The 16618-nt window shown below is 69.2% G+C and carries 14 protein-coding genes and 1 tRNA gene; 2 read left to right on the forward strand and 13 right to left on the reverse strand.

Features of this window, described 5'->3' with window-relative positions:
- From GCG21_RS05040 to thrS, 5 genes are read right to left on the reverse strand one after another with little or no spacing between them, the layout of a single operon-like run.
- On the reverse strand, window positions 1-1146 hold the full coding sequence (locus GCG21_RS05040) for a glycosyltransferase family 4 protein (RefSeq protein ID WP_152818174.1): 1146 nt from the start codon (window positions 1144-1146) through the stop codon (window positions 1-3).
- The gene (locus GCG21_RS05045) at window positions 1146-2123 is read right to left on the reverse strand and encodes a phosphatidylinositol mannoside acyltransferase (protein ID WP_152818175.1); all 978 of its coding nucleotides are present in this window, start codon (window positions 2121-2123) and stop codon (window positions 1146-1148) included. Before GCG21_RS05045 ends, GCG21_RS05040 begins: the two co-directional genes overlap by 1 nt.
- On the reverse strand, window positions 2116-2742 hold the full coding sequence (gene pgsA / locus GCG21_RS05050; RefSeq protein ID WP_152818176.1) for a phosphatidylinositol phosphate synthase: 627 nt from the start codon (window positions 2740-2742) through the stop codon (window positions 2116-2118). The genes GCG21_RS05045 and pgsA overlap by 8 nt, the downstream gene beginning before the upstream one ends.
- Window positions 2729-3388, reverse strand: a complete 660-nt coding sequence (locus GCG21_RS05055; protein ID WP_370517292.1) for an HIT domain-containing protein — start codon at window positions 3386-3388, stop codon at window positions 2729-2731. The genes pgsA and GCG21_RS05055 overlap by 14 nt, the downstream gene beginning before the upstream one ends.
- Window positions 3385-5445 carry a threonine--tRNA ligase gene (gene thrS / locus GCG21_RS05060; protein WP_152818177.1) on the reverse strand — a complete coding sequence of 687 codons (2061 nt, stop codon included), beginning with the start codon at window positions 5443-5445 and terminating at the stop codon, window positions 3385-3387. Before thrS ends, GCG21_RS05055 begins: the two co-directional genes overlap by 4 nt.
- A gap of 232 nt (window positions 5446-5677) precedes the next feature.
- On the opposite strand from thrS, the gene GCG21_RS05065 reads away from it, so the two are divergent.
- Window positions 5678-6994 carry an ATP/GTP-binding protein gene (locus GCG21_RS05065; protein WP_152818178.1) on the forward strand — a complete coding sequence of 439 codons (1317 nt, stop codon included), beginning with the start codon at window positions 5678-5680 and terminating at the stop codon, window positions 6992-6994.
- Complete coding sequence (locus tag GCG21_RS05070; RefSeq protein ID WP_152818179.1) at window positions 6995-7594, forward strand: RloB family protein; 600 nt, start codon at window positions 6995-6997, stop codon at window positions 7592-7594. It abuts the gene before it with no gap.
- A 47-nt stretch (window positions 7595-7641) separates the two neighbouring features.
- Here GCG21_RS05070 and GCG21_RS05075 read toward each other — a convergent pair whose 3' ends face one another.
- The 8 genes from GCG21_RS05075 to GCG21_RS05110 all read right to left on the reverse strand — a co-directional run bounded on the left by GCG21_RS05075 (window position 7642) and on the right by GCG21_RS05110 (window position 16613).
- Window positions 7642-10992 (reverse strand): DEAD/DEAH box helicase family protein, encoded by a 3351-nt coding sequence (locus GCG21_RS05075; RefSeq protein ID WP_152818180.1) that lies wholly within the window; start codon window positions 10990-10992, stop codon window positions 7642-7644.
- Entirely contained in the window at window positions 10989-11339 is a 351-nt protein-coding gene (locus GCG21_RS05080; RefSeq protein ID WP_152818181.1) for a HepT-like ribonuclease domain-containing protein, read from the reverse strand. Before GCG21_RS05080 ends, GCG21_RS05075 begins: the two co-directional genes overlap by 4 nt.
- On the reverse strand, window positions 11336-11785 hold the full coding sequence (locus GCG21_RS05085) for a helix-turn-helix domain-containing protein (RefSeq protein ID WP_194164947.1): 450 nt from the start codon (window positions 11783-11785) through the stop codon (window positions 11336-11338). Before GCG21_RS05085 ends, GCG21_RS05080 begins: the two co-directional genes overlap by 4 nt.
- A 45-nt stretch (window positions 11786-11830) precedes the next feature.
- Window positions 11831-12802, reverse strand: coding sequence for a restriction endonuclease (locus GCG21_RS05090; protein WP_152818182.1), 972 nt, complete (start codon window positions 12800-12802; stop codon window positions 11831-11833).
- Complete coding sequence (locus tag GCG21_RS05095) at window positions 12802-13959, reverse strand: restriction endonuclease subunit S (protein WP_370517293.1); 1158 nt, start codon at window positions 13957-13959, stop codon at window positions 12802-12804. Before GCG21_RS05095 ends, GCG21_RS05090 begins: the two co-directional genes overlap by 1 nt.
- A complete protein-coding gene (locus tag GCG21_RS05100) occupies window positions 13956-15452 on the reverse strand; it encodes a class I SAM-dependent DNA methyltransferase (protein ID WP_194164948.1) in 1497 nt (498 codons plus the stop codon). The genes GCG21_RS05095 and GCG21_RS05100 overlap by 4 nt, the downstream gene beginning before the upstream one ends.
- A 137-nt stretch (window positions 15453-15589) precedes the next feature.
- Window positions 15590-15661, reverse strand: a tRNA-Val gene (locus GCG21_RS05105).
- A gap of 112 nt (window positions 15662-15773) precedes the next feature.
- Complete coding sequence (locus GCG21_RS05110; protein ID WP_152818184.1) at window positions 15774-16613, reverse strand: aminotransferase class IV; 840 nt, start codon at window positions 16611-16613, stop codon at window positions 15774-15776.
- Window positions 16614-16618: the final 5 nt, after the last annotated feature.

A 16618-nucleotide genomic window follows, 5' to 3' on the forward strand; every position in this document is an offset into this window, starting at 1 on the left:
TCACCCCGTCCCCCCGATCAGCCGGCCGAACAGGCCCCGGCGCCGCTGCGCGCCGGCCCCGCCCTGCACGATCTCGTACACGTCGAGGATCCGGGCGGCCACGGTGCTCCAATCGAAGCGGTCGACGGCGGAGCGCGCGTATGCCCGCTTCGCCGCCGTGCGGTCCGGCTCGTCGAGGCTCTCGACGACGGCGCGGGCCAGGTCGGCGGGGTCGCCGACCCGGAAGAGGTCCCCGGCGGCGCCGTCGTCGAGCACGGCCCGGAACGCCGCGAGGCCGGAGGCCACGACGTGGCTGCCGGCGCTCATCGCCTCGACCAGCACGATCCCGAAGGACTCGCCGCCGGTCTGGGGGGCGACGTAGACGTCCACGGAGGAGAGCAGGGCGGCCTTGTCGGCGTCGGAGATGGGCCCGAGCCGGGTGACGCCCGGGTCCCCGGCCCATGCGGCCGGCAGGTCCCCCGGGCCGGCGATGAGGAGGCGGGCGCCGGGATAATGGGCGCGGATGCCGCCGACGGCGTCGAGGAGGACCTGCAGTCCCTTGCGGGGCTCGTCGAGCCGGCCGAGGAACGCGATGGTCGGCGCATCGGGGGTGCCCTGCCAGCGGGGGTCGGGCGCGGCCCTCATCCGGTCCACGTAGACCCCGTTCGGGATGACGACGGCGTCCCCGCCCAGGTGCTCGACGACGGTCCGGCGGGCCTCCTCGGAGACCGCGATGCGGGCGGCGATCCGTTCGAGCCCGGGCCGCATGAACGGGGCGGCGAGGAGGAGGGCCCGGGACTGCTCCTGGGCGGAGTGGAACGTGGCGACCACCGGGGCGCTCGAGTGGCGCAGCGCGATGAGGGAGCAGCTCGGGGCGAACGGCTCATGGATGTGCACGACGTCGAAGTCGCCCGCGCTCAGCCAGCGCTGGGTGCGGCGCGAGACCATGGGACCGTACGCGAGACGGGCCACGGAGCCGTTGTACTTGACCGGAACCGCGGAGCCGACGGAGGTGAGGTAGTCCGGCACCTCCGTCCCCTCCTCCGCCGGGGCGAGCACGCTCACGTCGTGGCCCTCGAGGCGCAGTCGTTCCGCGAGATCACGGATGTGGAACTGCACCCCGCCGGGCACGTCGAAGGAGTACGGACACACGATCCCGATGCGCATCAGTCCGCACCCCCGGCGATCGTGCCGTCGGGCGTCGCCCGGCCACCGGCGCCCTGGAGTCGGTCGAGGTCCAGGTCCGCGAGGAAGCACTTCTGGAGCATGTGCCAGTCCTGCGGGTGATCCGCGAGGGCGCGGGTCAGGTGATCCGCCCAGGTCTGCATCATGGCGGCCACGGCCTCGCGGGATCCGGCTCCCGCCGGCGGCTCGATCGGCGCGGTGAACTCGATCGCGATCCCCCAGGGGCTCCCGGCGGCGCGCCGGCGGGAGCCCCGCAGGCGCTCGTAGTGGATGAATACCCCGATGAACGGCTGTTTGGTGGCGAGCGCCACGGCGGCCGCCCCCGGCGCCACCCGCATGGGGTGCCCGTTCACCCGGACGACGACGCCGTCCCGGCCCAGGTCCCGGTCCGCGAGCATGGGCATGAATCCGGGGCGGGTGCGGGCCTCGCCGAGCAGCTGCCGGAACACCCCGGTCCCCTTGCGGTAGGGAAAGATCGTCATGCCCAGTCCCTCGCGCAGGTCGAGGAACTCTCGGAAGAGCGACTCGGGTTCGAGGGTCTCGGCGACCGTGGTCACGTGCGCGAAGTGCTGCCCGGACCACGCCCCCGCGAGATCCCAGTTCCCCATGTGCGGGAGGGCTCCGATCACCATGTGCTCGGTCACCTGCTCGCGGTAGTCCCGCAGCCCGATGGTCCGCACCCGCGCCCGGAGCTGGTCGCGGGTGACCGTACGCAGCTGGAACAGTTCGCTGTAGTAGCGCATATAGGAGCGCATCGCGCGGCGGGAGAGCCGCCGCAGCGCCGCGGCGTCCGGCACGTCGGCCACGCGGGCCAGGTTCGCCTCGAGCCGGCGCACCCCTGCGATCCGGGCCGCGTGCGCGAGCACGCCGCCGAGCTCGAAGGCGCGCCGGGTGAGGCCGGCGGGCAGGCGGGGGACGACTCGCCAGGCGAGGGCGAACAGGGCGCCGGCGTCAGCCATGGATGGTCCGCAACTGGCGGGAGACGGCCGCCATCCGCTGCAGTACGGTGACGAGCGAGGCCGCGGCGAGCAGCGCGAGGGCGAGGGCGAGCACGGCGGGCGGAGCCCCGAGCCCGGTCAGGAGCGCGGCGGCGAGCACGACGATGATTCGATCGGCCCGCTCGGCGATGCCCACGGAGGCGCGGACCCCGAGCGCCTCCGCCTTCGCCCGGGCATAGGAGACGAGCGATCCGAGGGCGAGGCACGCCGTCGCGGACACCATGCCCGCGACCTGCCAGGCCCCGTCCGTGTGCGCGACGAACCAGAAGAGCACACCGGCGAAGATGGCCGCGTCGGTCACGCGGTCGAGGGTGGAGTCGAGGAACGCCCCGTACGGGCCGTCCCGACCCGTCAGGCGTGCCATGACCCCGTCGACCGAGTCGGCCAGCGCCAGGAACCCGAGCAGCAGGGCACCGAGCACGAGGTGGCCCGTGGGCAGGAGCCACAGGGCCAGCCCGGAGGTGAGCACGGTGCCGGCGATCGTCACCGCGTTGGGGCTCACTCGCAGCGACAGCAGGAGGCGGGCGAACGGCGTGAACAGCGCGGCCTGCACGCCGCGTCCGTGATTACCGAGGACCATGCCCCTCGCCCCCGGTCTCGGCCCCGGCCTCCCGCTCCGACACGAGGTCCCAGGCCCTCGCCAGTTGGTCGCGGGTGTCGGCGAGCAGTTCCGGCAGGGCCTTCGTGCGGCCGATGACCGGCAGGAAGTTCGCGTCGCCGTCCCATCGCGGAACGACGTGCTGATGAGCGTGCGCCGCCACGCCCGCCCCGGCCCCGGCGCCCTGATTCATGCCGAGGTTGAAGCCGGACGGCGCCTTGGCCGTGCGCAGCACGGTCATGGACCGGGCCACGAGGTCGGCCGACTCGTACCGCTCCTCGCGGGTGAGGTCCGTGTAGTCGCCCACGTGCCGATACGGGCACACGAGCAGGTGTCCGGGGTTGTACGGGAACAGGTTGAGGATGACGTAGCACGTGCTGCCGCGGGCGACGATGAGCGCGTCGGCGTCCTCCCGCCGGGGCGCGAGGCAGAACGGGCAGTCGGCGGGCGCCGTCGAGGTGACCTTCGCCTCGCCGTCGATGTAGACGAGCCGGTGTGGGGTCCACAGCCGGTCCACCCCGTCCTCGATGCGGGGGAAGTCGGCGGCCGCCTCGAGTGGGCCGCTCGTGCGCGGGGTCGCGCGCGGGCCCTCGGGGCTCGGGTCGCCGACGGCGTCGGGGCTGCTCACACCTGCGCCTTCGTGCGGATCGCCTCGGTGACGAGCGCGATCGCCTCGTCGACGGGCACGCCGTTGCGCTGGCTGCCGTCGCGGTAGCGGAACGAGACGGCGCCGGCCTCGGCGTCCTCTCCCCCGGCGATCAGGGTGAAGGGGACCTTCGCCTTCGTGGCGGTACGGATCTTCTTGTTGAAGCGGTCGTCGCTCGTGTCCACCTCGACCCGCACGCCCGCCGCCCGCAGCTTCGCCGCGACCTCGTCGAGGTAGTCGGTGAATACGTCGGCCACGGGCACGCACACGACCTGCACGGGCGCCAGCCACGGCGGGAACACGCCGGCGTAGTGCTCGAGCAGCACGCCGAAGAAGCGTTCGATCGAGCCGAACAGGGCACGGTGGATCATGACGGGCCGCTGCCGGGAGCCGTCGGAGGCCTGGTACTCGAGGTCGAAGAGCTCCGGCTCGAAGAAGTCGAGCTGGATCGTCGACAGCTGCCAGGTGCGCCCGATCGCGTCCTTGGCCTGCACCGAGATCTTCGGCCCGTAGAACGCGGCGCCGCCCGGGTCGGGAACGAGCTCGAGGCCCGAGGCCCGGGCCACGTCCGCGAGGGTCTGGGTCGCCTCCTCCCAGGTGACCTCGTCGCCGACGGACTTCTCGGGGTCGCGGGTGGAGAGCTCGAGGTAGAAGTCCTCGAGGCCGTAGTCCTTGAGGAGGTCGAGCACGAAGGTGAGCAGCGAGGCGAGCTCCTCGTGCAGTTGCTCGCGGGTGCAGTAGATGTGGGCGTCGTCCTGGGTGAATCCGCGCGCCCGGGTGAGCCCGTGCACGACACCGGACTTCTCGTACCGGTACACGTGCCCGAACTCGAACAGCCGCAGCGGCAGTTCGCGGTAGGAGCGGCCCCGGGAGCTGTACACGAGGTTGTGCATCGGGCAGTTCATCGGCTTGAGGTAGTAGTCCTGGCCGGCCTTGGTCACCGTGCCGTCCGGGTCGGTCACCTCGTCGACGTGCATCGGGGGGTACATGCCCTCGGAGTACCAGTCGAGGTGGCGGGAGGTCTCGAACAGCTTCGCCTTGGTGATGTGCGGGGTGTTGACGAAGGAGTAGCCGGACTCGACGTGGCGGCGGCGGGAGTAGTCCTCCATCTCCATCCGGATCATCGCGCCCTTGGGGTGGAAGATCGGCAGGCCCGAGCCGACCTCCTCGGGGAAGGAGAAGAGGTCGAGTTCGGCGCCGAGCTTGCGGTGGTCGCGGCGCTCGGCCTCGGCGAGGCGTTCCTTATATGCGGTCAGCTCGTCCTTGGTCGGCCAGGCCGTGCCGTAGACCCGCTGGAGCTGCGGGTTCTTCTCACTGCCCCGCCAGTACGCCGCGGCGCTGCGCATGAGCGAGAAGCCATTGCCGAGGAGGCGGGTGGAGGGCAGGTGCGGGCCGCGGCACAGGTCCTTCCAGGCGAGGTCGCCGCCGCGGCGGAGGTTGTCGTAGATCGTCAGCTCGGCGCCGCCGACCTCGACCGAGGCGCCCTCGGCCGCCTGCTCGGCGTCGCCGCCGCCCTTGAGCCCGATGAGCTCGAGCTTGTACGGCTCGCCGGCGAGCTCGGCGCGCGCCTCCTCGTCGGTGACCACGCGGCGCGCGAAGGTCTGCCCCTCCTTGACGATGCGCATCATCGCCTTCTCGAGCGCCTTGAGATCGTCGGGGGTGAACGGCTCGTCGACGTCGAAGTCGTAGTAGAAGCCGTCGGTGATCGGCGGGCCGATGCCGAGCTTGGCGTCGGGGTTGACCTGCTGCACCGCCTGGGCGAGCACGTGTGCGGCCGAGTGGCGCAGGATCGCCAGGCCGTCGGGCGAGTCGATCACGATCTTCTCGACGACGTCGCCCGGCTCGAGCGATACGAACAGGTCGCGCAGCTCGCCGTTGACCCGCATCGCGACGACCTCGCGGTCGGACTCGTACAGGGCCGTTCCGGTCAGCGCCGTTCCGGTCGTGCCGTCGACCGGTGGGGTCGGGTTGCCGTCGACGGTCAGGGAATCGGGCACTGTGCTGCTCCTTGGATCGAATGAGGGCCGGGTCGTTTGCATAGATCGTACCGATGCGTGCGGCGGCGGCCCGCTACATGCCCACCCACGCCACCTACAGATCCCACACCTGCACGGACGGTGGATTGGACCCACCGGTCACACGGCGGTCGAATCCGCTGCTCGAAGCTCGATGTCGAGCAAGCGCGAAGCTTCCTAGCGCAGCGATCGACTAAGCTAACCCTCCTGAACAAAAATTGTTCAGACTCAACAGCTCAACAGGTAGGATGCCGTCATGATGCTGCTCAGCTTCACCGTGCAGAACCACCGTAGCCTCCGCGACGAACTGACGATCGACTTGACACGCCCGACACTGCGCACGCTGCGTCCGCGAGCGGGTGAGGACTGGCGTAGCCATGTCTATCCGCTCGCCGGGGTCTTCGGTGCGAACGCCACCGGCAAGTCCGCGATCCTCGATGCCCTGACGTATACATTCACCGCGATCCACTCCTCCGCAACCATCTGGCAGGCTTCACGCACGATGCCGAGAGTGCCGTTCGCTCTCGACGACGAGTCTCCCGAGAAGGTGAGCACGTACCGACTCGACTTCGTGCATGCGGATCGACGCCATGAATACGGCTTCGAGGTAGACGACACCGGAGTGGTACGCGAGTGGCTCCGGGACATCCCCGGGACCCGGTGGCGGACCCTCCTCGAGCGTGTATCCGGCGACGGAACTCTCAGGACTCATGGCTCAGTCCGCCCGCTCGGGGCGATCACCCGACGCGAACTGGCGCTGAGCCGTGCACTTCTGCTCGAGCACCCGCAGCTCGGCCCGATCGCCCGTGATCTCGTACGGTCCTTCGACTCGCTATCGGTGAGGGACGAGGACCGTGAGCGGCGCCTCGCAGCCCTCCCTCGGTCCCTCCTGGAGCGAGACGTCACGTTCGACACGATCGTCTCGTTGCTGCAGGTCGCAGACATCGGCGTCGTCGACGTGGATGTACAGGAGGACGAGGTGCCCGCGACCTTGCGCGAGATCCTGCGTGAGGTAACGCAGCGACTTCGTGAAGACGAGGGCGACGAGCCGGCGCCGCTCAACGCACTCGAGGACGACGAGTCGGACGCCGTCGTCCGGAGCCTCGTCTTCACGCACCAGGGGACTGCCTCCGAGCAGCGACGGTTCTCGATCGGCGACGAGAGCGACGGCACGATCGCGTGGCTCGCGATCATCGTGCCGGCGCTCGAGATCCTGCGACGCGGCGGCGTCTTCTGCGTGGACGAGATCGACTCGAGCCTGCATCCCCACCTCGTCGACGTCTTACTGGGCGCGTTCTCCGACCCGGAGATCAACACGAAGGGGGCACAGCTTCTGTTCACGAGCCATGACACCTATATTCTCTCCCCGCTCAGCCAGGTCGACCTCGAGCCGGAGCAGGTGTGGTTCACCGAGAAAACACGCGACGGTGCCACCGAACTCTCTTGCCTGGCAGACTTCCCTCGGAACAAGGGTGCGAACGTCGCCCGGCGGTATCTTCTCGGCCGCTACGGTGGCACGCCCCGCCTCGCTCCGAGCGTCCTCACGGCGCTTATCCGGTCCAAGGACGCCTGAATGGCACGTGGAGGCAGGCCCCGCCGGCCGTTCCGGACCGAACGTAGCCGGATCCTCGTCGTGACCGAGGGTCGGGTGACTGAGAAGGAGTATGTCGAACGGCTGCAGCAGTTCCTCCGAGGACCGATCTCGGTGTCGGTCACCGCGGTCGGGATCGGTAGGGATCCACTCAAGGTCGTTCGGGAATGCATCCGAATCCGCGACGAGGCGCGAAAGAGGCAGAAGCCGTTCGACTGTTCAGTGTGCCTGGTCGACGTCGACACCCATACGACGCTCAAGTCGGCGATCGAGACCGCCCAGCGCGAAGGCATCGACCTGCTGGTCACGCGGTTGAAGTTCGAGACCTGGCTCTACTGGCACGTTTCCGAGTCGCGCGCCGCACACTCGACTCGACAGCTGGACGAGCTGATGTCCAAACACAAGCTCCTCCGGGACGGCAAGCATCTCGCGACACACTTTCCGTTCGCGAGTGTCGACGACGCCATTCGCACAGCTCGTGCGGCGGACCTCAGCCTCGGATCCTGTCGGTGTGGCCCTGACCCTTCCTCGGGAATGCCCGTGCTCGTCGAACTCATGCGTGGACTGACCCCCCGCACGTAGCGCTCCCCTGCGCGCGGGTCCCCTCCGGCCACCTCACCGGCCGCCCGTCAGGCCACTTCCCGCGGATCGGCGGTCCTGCGAACCTCGTCCAGGGTGGCGACGATGACGTCGATGTCCGTATCGGGGAAGAAGTAGTCCGGGCCGGTCGGCGCGTGATCGGTATACGGCGATTCGAAGAGCCGGGAGGGCTCCATGACCCCGTTGCGGGTGAGCTCGTCGACGATGAGGTTGACGAAGCGGAGCTGGTCGATCGAGAACCGGGTGCCGTCGAGGTAGCTCGCGAACGCCTCCGCCACCGCGGCCCGGTCGAGGCCCACGAGGGAGCGCACGAACAGCCCGAGCCCGTCGGACTGGTCCCTGGCCCACGCGATGTCGACGGTGCGCCCGCCCGCGGACACGAGCAGCCGCTCCAGCTCGCTCAGGTCGCCCGGTGTGAGTTGCTTGTTGCGGCGCAGCCGCTGCAGGGTGAGGTTGTCGAGGTGGCCCCGGAGGTAGGCCTCGGCCTTGGCGCGGAAGCGTTCGAAGTCGGTGCCCGGGGTCGTGCCCGGCAGGTCGATCTCCACCGACTCTCCCAGCGCGTCCTCGACGTCGGTGTAGACGGGGTTGCGGGAGGCGCGCTCGATGAAGCCCGCGAGACCGCGGATGCGCAGGCGCGCGAGCTCGAGCATCGGCAGCGTCACGCCCGTCCACCAGTCGTCGCCGGCGACGGCTTCGAGCAGCACCGCCTGGTCGGCGACGGATGGGATCGCGGTCTTGGCCAGGAGCGCCGCCGCGATGTCCTGGACCGCCTCGCGCAGGCGTTCCGCCGTCACCGCATCGCCCTCGAGTTGCGCCGATTGACGACGCAGGATGAGCAGGTCGAACCGCTTGGCGTCCTCGTCGTCGTCCCGGACCGAGGAGGGCAGGCCCGCCAGGGCGAGCAGGTCGGGCCCGTCCGTGGCGGTGAGCTCGCGCCAGGCGTCCGCGGCGGCGAAGCGCTCGACCGCCCGTCGGTGCGGCCGGACCACGAAGTTGTCGGGGTTCATGCCCGCTACGATCTGCCGGAGCGTGTGGGTCGTCGCGGCGCGCAGCTCGCCGTCCTCCTCCCCCAGCGACCGCACGAGCGCCAGGCGGGCCTCGAAGAGGCGCTGCGTCAGGGACTTGCGCACCTGCCCCTGGGAGCCGGGCAGGTCCTGGCCGAAGAATTCGAGGTTGCCGCAGAAGTCGAACACGAGGAAGTCCCGCTTGTGCTCGCCGGGGCCGAACAGGTCGCGGCAGGTGCGGGTGCCGCGCCCGATCATCTGCCAGAACTTGGTCTTCGAGCGCACGGCCTTGAAGAACACGAGGTTGACCACCTCGGGCACGTCGATACCGGTGTCGAGCATGTCGACGCTGATCGCGATGTGCGGCGCCTGCTCCTTGACGGAGAAGGCGTCGATGAGGGATTGGGCATACGGCGCCGCATGGGTGATCACCCTCGCGAACCGGCCCGCGAATTCGGGGTAGGCGGCGTTGAAGCGCTGCTCGATGAACTCCGCGTGTCGCTGGTTCTTGGCGAACACGATCGTCTTGCCGAGACGGTCGCCGCCGGCCACCTTATAGCCATGGACCATGAGCGCGCCGAGCACCTTGTCCACCGTGTCCTCGTTGAAGAGGAATCGGTTGAGCTCCTCGGCTCCGACCTCGTCGGGCGGTCCGTCCTCGCCCCAGTCGAGCGCGTCCCATTCGTCCTTCTCCTCCTCGGAGAGCTGGTCGTAGGCGATCCCCGAACGCAGGAACCGGGTGCCGGTGCTCACCCCTTTGGGAGGAACGAGCCAGCCCTCCGCGACGGCCTCGTGGAGCGGGTAGTCGTCGGTCGGTACGCCGTCCTCGAGCCGGAACAGGCGGTAGGTGTTGTGGTCCACCTCGTCCTTGGGCGTGGCCGTCAGGCCCACGAGGAGGGAGTCGAAATAGGCGAAGATCGCGCCGTACTTCGCGTAGACGGAACGGTGTGCCTCGTCGATCACGATGAGGTCGAAGTAGCCGGGGCCGAAGCGCCGCTCGCCGTCGTCGATGCGGTCGATGAGGTTCATCATCGTCGGGTAGGTGGAGACGTACACCCGCCCGTCCGCCGTCTTCTCGTTCATGAGGTTGACGGTGGTCGATCCGGGCAGGTGCGCCGTAAACGCGTTCGCGGCCTGGTTCACGAGCGCGGTGCGGTCGGCGAGGAAGAGCACCCGTTTGGCCCAGTTCGCCCGCTGGAGCAGATCGACGAGCGCGATGGTGGTGCGGGTCTTGCCCGAGCCGGTGGCCATGACGAGCAGCGCCTCGCGCTGCCTGCCCTCGAACGCGTCGGCGACCGCCTTGATCGCCCGCTGCTGGTAGGGGCGGTCGACGATGCCGGTGTCGATCGCGGCGGTGGCGAGCGGGAGTCGGCTGCGCCGGCGCTGGATGAGCAGCTCCAGTTCGCCGGCGGTGTAGAAGCCCTGGACCTCGCGCGGCGGGTAGCCGCCCGCATCGTCCCAGATGCGGTGCTCGTACCCGTTGGAGCAGAAGATGACCGGGCGCCGTCCGAACTGGTGCTCGAGGCAGTCGGCGTACAGCTTCGCCTGGTGCTGGCCGATCTCGGGTGAGGACGACGTCCGCTTGGCCTCGACGAGGGCGAGCGGCAGGCCGTCCGCTCCCCACAGCACGTAGTCGACGTAGCCGCGCCCCTGGGCGTTCGGCATGCCCGAGACCTCGTACTCCCGGTCGCGTTCGTGCTCGAGCGGCCACCCGGACTCGCGCAGGAGCACGTCGATGAACGCGACCCGGGCCTCGGCCTCGGAGTAGTCGCGCTCGTCGGGGGCGGCGCCCGCCTGCGCGGCCGCGATCCGGGCGCGGAGCTCGGCGATCTGGGCCTCGCGCTCGGCGAGCAGGTCGTCCTTCTCGGCGAGCGCCCGGGCATGGTTCTCGTCCTGCTCGGTGAACTTCGCGGCGAGGGCGAGCACCTCCTCGCGCGTGAGCGGGGCGGCGCGGCGCGCGAGTGCCGGGTCGAACGCGGCGCGCAGGGGCGCCGCGTCGGGCCGCGGCGAGTGGTGGTAGGAGGCCCAGACGACGACGTGGAAGAGTTCGCGCAGCACCGCGAGCGAGGCGTCCTTGCCGATGCGTCGCTGGTCGTGCACGGCCGTGTTGGCGATGCGGCGGATCGCGGTGAGCTTCTGGGTGATCGCCGGCGGCACGCGCGCCTTGAACGCGGCGGCGTCGAGCCGGGCCGCCAGGTCGTTGCGATAGGGGGCGGGCAGCTCGAGCACCTCGTACAGGTAGCCGGCGACCTCCTCGACCACGCGGCGCGCATAGAAGCATGCCGAGCGCGGGTCGGTGGCGACGTAGGACTCGGCCCGGGCACAATCCTCGTGGATCGAGGGCATCGTGATCCGGACGAATTCGAAGTTGCTCATGCCAGCGCCACCAGGACCACGTCCGCCAGATACGTCCGCAGCACCGGGACGTCGCTCGTCACCGTGCGCCAGACCCGCAGAGGATCGAGGTCGTCGTATTGGTGAGCCGCAAAGTTGCGCATGGCGACGATGAGGCGCCACGGCTGGCCGTCGAACGTCTCCAGCACTGCCCGCGGGACGCGGTTGACGCCCTCCCCGATCCGGATCAGGCCCATCTCCACTGCCCACTGACTTCGGACGTCGGCGGCGAACTCCTCGTAGCCGATCTCGGTCAGCTCGGCCAGTGTGTCGCAGACGGCGAGGACTCCTTCGATGGCATCGCGCGCCAACGCCGCATCGCTCCTCACACGGGCACCGATTCACGCAGAACCCGGTCGCGGAAGCTGCCGCGGAGGGTGTCGGAGGCGACGATATCGACCTCGACACCGAGCAGGTCGGTCAGCGCGAGCCGGAGCCCGATCTCGTCGAAAAGGCTGGCCTCGTCCGTGAAGGTGACGAGCAGGTCCAGGTCGGAACCACCGACGTCCTCCCCTCGGCTCACCGAACCGAAGATCCTGGGGTCTGTGCCGTGATGTGCGAGGACCGCGGCGAGGATCGCCTCCCGATGCTGGGCGATCCGGGCCGACGGACGTGCGCGCAGCGCGCTCCGGATCCGGTCGAGCACTTCGGGGCTCGGGGAACGTCGATTGTTCTCATAGGCGGAGAGATTGGGCTGCGGCACATGCGCGGCCCGCGCCAATTCGGATTGGCTCATCCCCGCCCCCAGTCGCTCCGCCCGGATGTTCATGGCCATCACAGTAGCGGAGAGTTATCGGGGGCGATATGGCAGCTGATGGGGCTATTCGAAGAAGTCCTCGTCGATCTCGACGATCTCGATGCGCCGCTTCACCTGCACCCCCACGCCGTAACGGATCATCAGGCGGGCGAGCCGGTCGCCGTCGATGAGGATCACGCGCGTGGCCACCGACCCGGCGTAGTCGATCGCCGTGCGGGAGAAGCGACTCGTGGTGATGAAGACACCCTGGTTGGCCTGGTTCCCGGCCAGGGCGCCGACGAAGGCCTGGATCGCCTCCCGGCCGACCGTGTTCTCGGCGCCGTAGCGCTTTGCCTGCACGTAGATGCGGGAGAGGCCGAGGGCATCCTGGTCGATGATGCCGTCGATGCCGCCGTCGTTCGAGAGCTGTGTGCGGGTGGCCTCGCCCTCGGCGCCGCCGTAGCCCATCGCCATGAGCAGGTCGAGCACCGCCTGCTCGAAGAACACGGGCTCCTGCGCCCGGATGCGGGTGAGGAGCTGATCGGCGACGTCCTCGTTGATCCGGGCGACGCCGAAGGAGATCTGCTCCTCCGGGTCGAGGGCCGACTCCTCGGCGTCGAGGGCATCGGTCGGCCCATGGGGCGTCGTCTCCTGGAAATGCGTGCTCACGGACCTCCCTTGCTCCTGCACCCCAGCGTCCAGACCGAACACCTCACCGGTGTCGGGCGCGTTTGGGCCACCGGCGAGAGCGTGCAAGTCCCCCTTGGTGATACCCCCCGGGTGATCGGCGAGCAACCGCCGCCCCACCTCGGTCATCCGGTAGTGGGCTCGGACTGGCCGCTCGATCGCCCCGGCGCGCGCGAGATACGAGAGCGCCCACGTGCCCCGGTTGCGGTATCGCTCCTGCCCGGAGGGGATGATGGCCGTCCGCTGCTCGGCCGTCAGCTCAAGCAGGTCGGCTGCCGCCTCCACGATCTCGCGCCCGCGGCGGGTCTCGCCATCGGCGAGCACCCGCAGGGTCGGAACCATGTACTCCTCCCAGGTGGGTGCACTCATCACAGTTCTCCTCGGAACGCTCGGAATTGGAGGGAGGCGAAGAGTTCGTCGTCGGCAGACGATGCCGTCGTGACACGATGGCGCTGGGCTGCGATTCGGGCAGCATGACCCACGAATACCCGCTGGCCACCCAATGAGACAAGTGGCACGGGCATCTTCGCCAGCTTCGCCTTGGGGATGTTCTTCATCGATCCGCCGGTCCCACTTGAGAGCCGCCCGATTCGCTGCCGGACGGAGCGAGTACTCAACAGCGCATGATAAAACACGGGTTCTGCAGGCACCCTCCAGGCAATTCGCCAGATCTTGTCAGGCAATGCGAGATTCTGGGGCGGGTCGGCGACTAGTGCGACCGCACCGACGAGCTCGGTCGTGTTGGCTCGACTCAACAGCAGATCGTCGTTCCGCACAAGGTGGCGGTTGGGGGGCACATAGTCCAGGGGCAAGGGTTTGGATTCCTCGGGCTTGAACCGGCCACTGGTGACTGCGCTGATCTTCAGCACCCGATAGGCACCCTCCGCTGAACTGTCGGTCGCGACCAAATTGCGACCGCCTTCGAAGTTCGCGACCAGCCCGAATTCAACATTCCGCGACGTTTCGGCAGGGTCGCCGAACATGTCGTGGAAGATCGCCTGGGTGAGCGAGTCGAGGTGGGCGAGGACCTTGCGCCGCTTGGTTCGCAGGGCGTCGGCATGATCGAGGATCGCAGCGATCCGACGCTGCTCGACGAGTGGCGGCAGAGTAACGTCGATCTGAGCCAGTGCCTTCTTGTTCAATGTGGCACCCATAGCAGCTCGATTTGATCCGGCTTCGAGCTTCATTGCCTGAAGTGCTCGCATGAGATACTGAGGATCCAGCACGTCTGGGTCCTTAATGGGAAGCGCCGCGATCGCCTCGTTCGTGTATAGTCGAGTATTTGCAATGCCAACCTTGCCGATACTCAATTTGAAGGAGAGGAGAACGGTGCCGGGTTCGACCAGTCGACCGCCCTTTGCGCCAAGGTCTGTGATCTGCTCTTTCGTTGCGGATATCGTGAGACCCTGGCTCATATCGGAGATCGAAAGCCACGGATGCCCGGGGCCCCAGTAGGAGGCTTCGGCTCGCGCTGGAGTACGGCCAATGTTGATCTCACATAGCTCGCCCAGGGGCACTGCCCTCACGAGAGCATCGCCTTGAGCTCATCAAGGCCTCGGGCGATCTCGCCCTCGAGCTGCTCGATGTCGGCGATGATCACGAGCGGGTCGCGGTGCTCGACCTGCTCGTACTCGATCTCCTGGTACCGGTTGATCGAGAGGTCGTGGCCCTGGGCGACGATCTCGGCCTTCGACACGAGGAAGGACTGGTCGGTGCGGGCGCGGGCGGCCTCCTCCGACGTGCCCGCGGAGGCGCGACCGGCGCGCATCGCCTGCCAGCGGGCGAGCGCGTCGGGCAGGTCGTTCGCCTCGATCGGGTTGCGCTTGTCGTCGAGGGAAAAGCCGTCGGCGCGCACGTCGTAGAACCAGACGTCCTCGGTGCCGCCGGAGTCGGTCCGGGTGAAGAACAGGATCGCGGTCGACACCCCGGCATACGGCCGGAAGACGCCCGAGGGCAGCTTGACCACGGCGTCGAGCTTCTGCTCCTCCACGAGGATCCGGCGCAACTCCCGGTGCGCCTTGCTCGAGCCGAAGAGCACGCCGTCGGGCACGATCACGGCCGCCCGGCCGCCGGGCGCGAGCAGCTTGAGGAACAGGGCGAGGAAGAGCAGCTCGGTCTTCTTCGTCCGCACCACCCGCTGCAGGTCCTTCGCGGTGGACTCGTAGTCGAGCGAGCCGGCGAACGGCGGATTGGCGAGGATGAGACTGTACCGGGCGGCGTCCTCACTCGCCCCCTCCGAGAGGGAGTCGCGATAGCGGATATCGGGCGACTCGATGCCGTGCAGGAGCATGTTCATGCTGCCGATGCGCAGCATGGTCGAGTCGAAGTCGTAGCCGTGGAACATCGACCGGTGGAAGTGCTCTCGCTGGGTCGCATCGAGCAGCGCGCCGGCGTGGGTCTCGCGCACGTACTCGCTCGCCGCCACGAGGAACCCGGCCGTGCCGCAGGCCGGATCACAGATCTCGTCGCCCGGCTGCGGCGCGGTCATCCGCACCATGAGGTCGATGATGTGGCGGGGCGTGCGGAACTGCCCGTTCGTGCCCGCCGTCGCGATCTTGGCGAGCATGTACTCGTACAGGTCGCCGTTCGTGTCGCGATCGGCCATCGGGATGGCGTCGAGCATGTCGACCACGCGGCTGAGCAGCGCCGCGGTCGGGATCGTGAACCGGGCACCCTTCATGTGCTCGGAGTAGGTCGACCCGTCGCCACCGATCCGGCCCCCGAGGGAGCGCAGGAACGGGAACACGTGCCGGTCGATCGTCTCGAACATCTCCACGGGCGCCGTGTTCTTGAGCCTTCCCCAGCGCAGGTGCTCCTGACCCGGTAGGAACACCGGATCCTCGATCGGGCCGCGGGTGGTCCGCGCCTTCTTCTCGGCGAGCACCTGGAGGTCGTCGAGTCGGCGGATGAAGAGGAGGTAGGTGATCTGCTCGATCACCTCGATCGGATTGCTGATTCCGCCCGACCAGAAGGCGTCCCAGACGCGGTCGATCCTGCTCTTCAACTCACCGGTGATCACGGTGGCCACTGTAGCGAGGACGGCGCCTGCTCCCACCGTGCCCGCCGGCGGCACGAGGCGGCGTCTCCCGGGCGAGCCCAGGAACGACGAACGCCCCACACCAAAGGTGCGGGGCGCCGTCCATACGCGCATGTCGGTGGGCGATACTGGGTTCGAACCAGTGACCTCCTCGGTGTGAACGAGGCGCTCTACCACTGAGCCAATCGCCCGAGCCGGCCGATCGAACCGGCCGCCTGCTGCTTCGGCAATGCTAGCAGCACGCCGGCGCGCGCTCGGACCACGCGGCCGCAGCCCGGGCGCTCGCGAGCCGCGCCCGAGCGCTCACGGATCGAGGTGGTCGAGGCGGCGGCGGCGGAAGATCTCGGCCATGGCGCGCGTGAGGTCGCCGGGCGCGAGCTCGCGGTCGTCCACCGCGACGATCGGCACGAGCCCCCGGGTGGAGGAGGACAGCGCGGCGTGGTTCGTGGTGCGGATCACATCGAGGGGCAGTGTCGCCTCCGCCACCGGCACGCCCTCCTCCCGCGCCCACTCGAGCACGAGGGCGCGCGTGACCCCGGCGAGTGCCCCGGAGTCGAGCGCCGGGGTGAGCAGCCGGCCGTCGTGCTCGACGAACACGTTCGTGCCGGTGCCCTCGCACAGCTCCCCGCGGGTGTTCGCGAGGATCGCCTCGCCGGCGCCGTGGGCCTTGGCATCGGCCAGCGCGAGCACGTTCTCGGCGTAGGAGATCGACTTAACTCCCGTGAGCGGGGAGCGCTCGTTGCGCACCCAGCGCGAGACCCGCACGCGCACGGGCCGCGGCTCGGCGGCCGCGCCGGCGGAGACCAGGAGGGTGGCCGGGCCGTCTCCCCGATCCGACCCCATGGGCCCGGGACCGGAGGTCCACGTGATCCGCAGCCGGCCGCTCGGACCGGCCTCCGCCCGGGCCCACGCGCCCTCGATGGCCGCGACCGCGGCGAGGATCTCATCGCGGTCCGGGGCGGCCAGGCCGAGTGCACGCACGGAGGACTCGAGCCGGTCCAGATGTCGGGTCAGGGCGAAGGTGCGACCGTCGATGAGTTCACACGTCTCGAACGCGCCGTCGCCCACGAGCACCCCGTGGTCGCTCGCCGTGATGACGGGGGTGTCCGGGTCGATGAGGCGTCCGCCCGCATAGAGGAACATCGCCC

This window comes from Pseudactinotalea sp. HY160 (genome assembly GCF_009372055.1).
Lineage (GTDB): Bacteria > Actinomycetota > Actinomycetes > Actinomycetales > Beutenbergiaceae > HY158.

Bases quoted from the DNA above. Each gene is read 5' to 3' on its own strand.
- GCG21_RS05040 (WP_152818174.1), bottom strand. From the start codon at position 1,146: ATGCGCATCGGGATCGTGTGTCCGTACTCCTTCGACGTGCCCGGCGGG.
- GCG21_RS05045 (WP_152818175.1), bottom strand. From the start codon at position 2,123: ATGGCTGACGCCGGCGCCCTGTTCGCCCTCGCCTGGCGAGTCGTCCCC.
- pgsA (WP_152818176.1), bottom strand. From the start codon at position 2,742: ATGGTCCTCGGTAATCACGGACGCGGCGTGCAGGCCGCGCTGTTCACG.
- thrS (WP_152818177.1), bottom strand. From the start codon at position 5,445: ATGCAAACGACCCGGCCCTCATTCGATCCAAGGAGCAGCACAGTGCCC.
- GCG21_RS05065 (WP_152818178.1), top strand. From the start codon at position 5,678: ATGATGCTGCTCAGCTTCACCGTGCAGAACCACCGTAGCCTCCGCGAC.
- GCG21_RS05070 (WP_152818179.1), top strand. From the start codon at position 6,995: ATGGCACGTGGAGGCAGGCCCCGCCGGCCGTTCCGGACCGAACGTAGC.
- GCG21_RS05075 (WP_152818180.1), bottom strand. From the start codon at position 10,992: ATGAGCAACTTCGAATTCGTCCGGATCACGATGCCCTCGATCCACGAG.
- GCG21_RS05085 (WP_194164947.1), bottom strand. From the start codon at position 11,785: ATGGCCATGAACATCCGGGCGGAGCGACTGGGGGCGGGGATGAGCCAA.
- GCG21_RS05090 (WP_152818182.1), bottom strand. From the start codon at position 12,802: ATGAGTGCACCCACCTGGGAGGAGTACATGGTTCCGACCCTGCGGGTG.
- GCG21_RS05110 (WP_152818184.1), bottom strand. From the start codon at position 16,613: ATGTTCCTCTATGCGGGCGGACGCCTCATCGACCCGGACACCCCCGTC.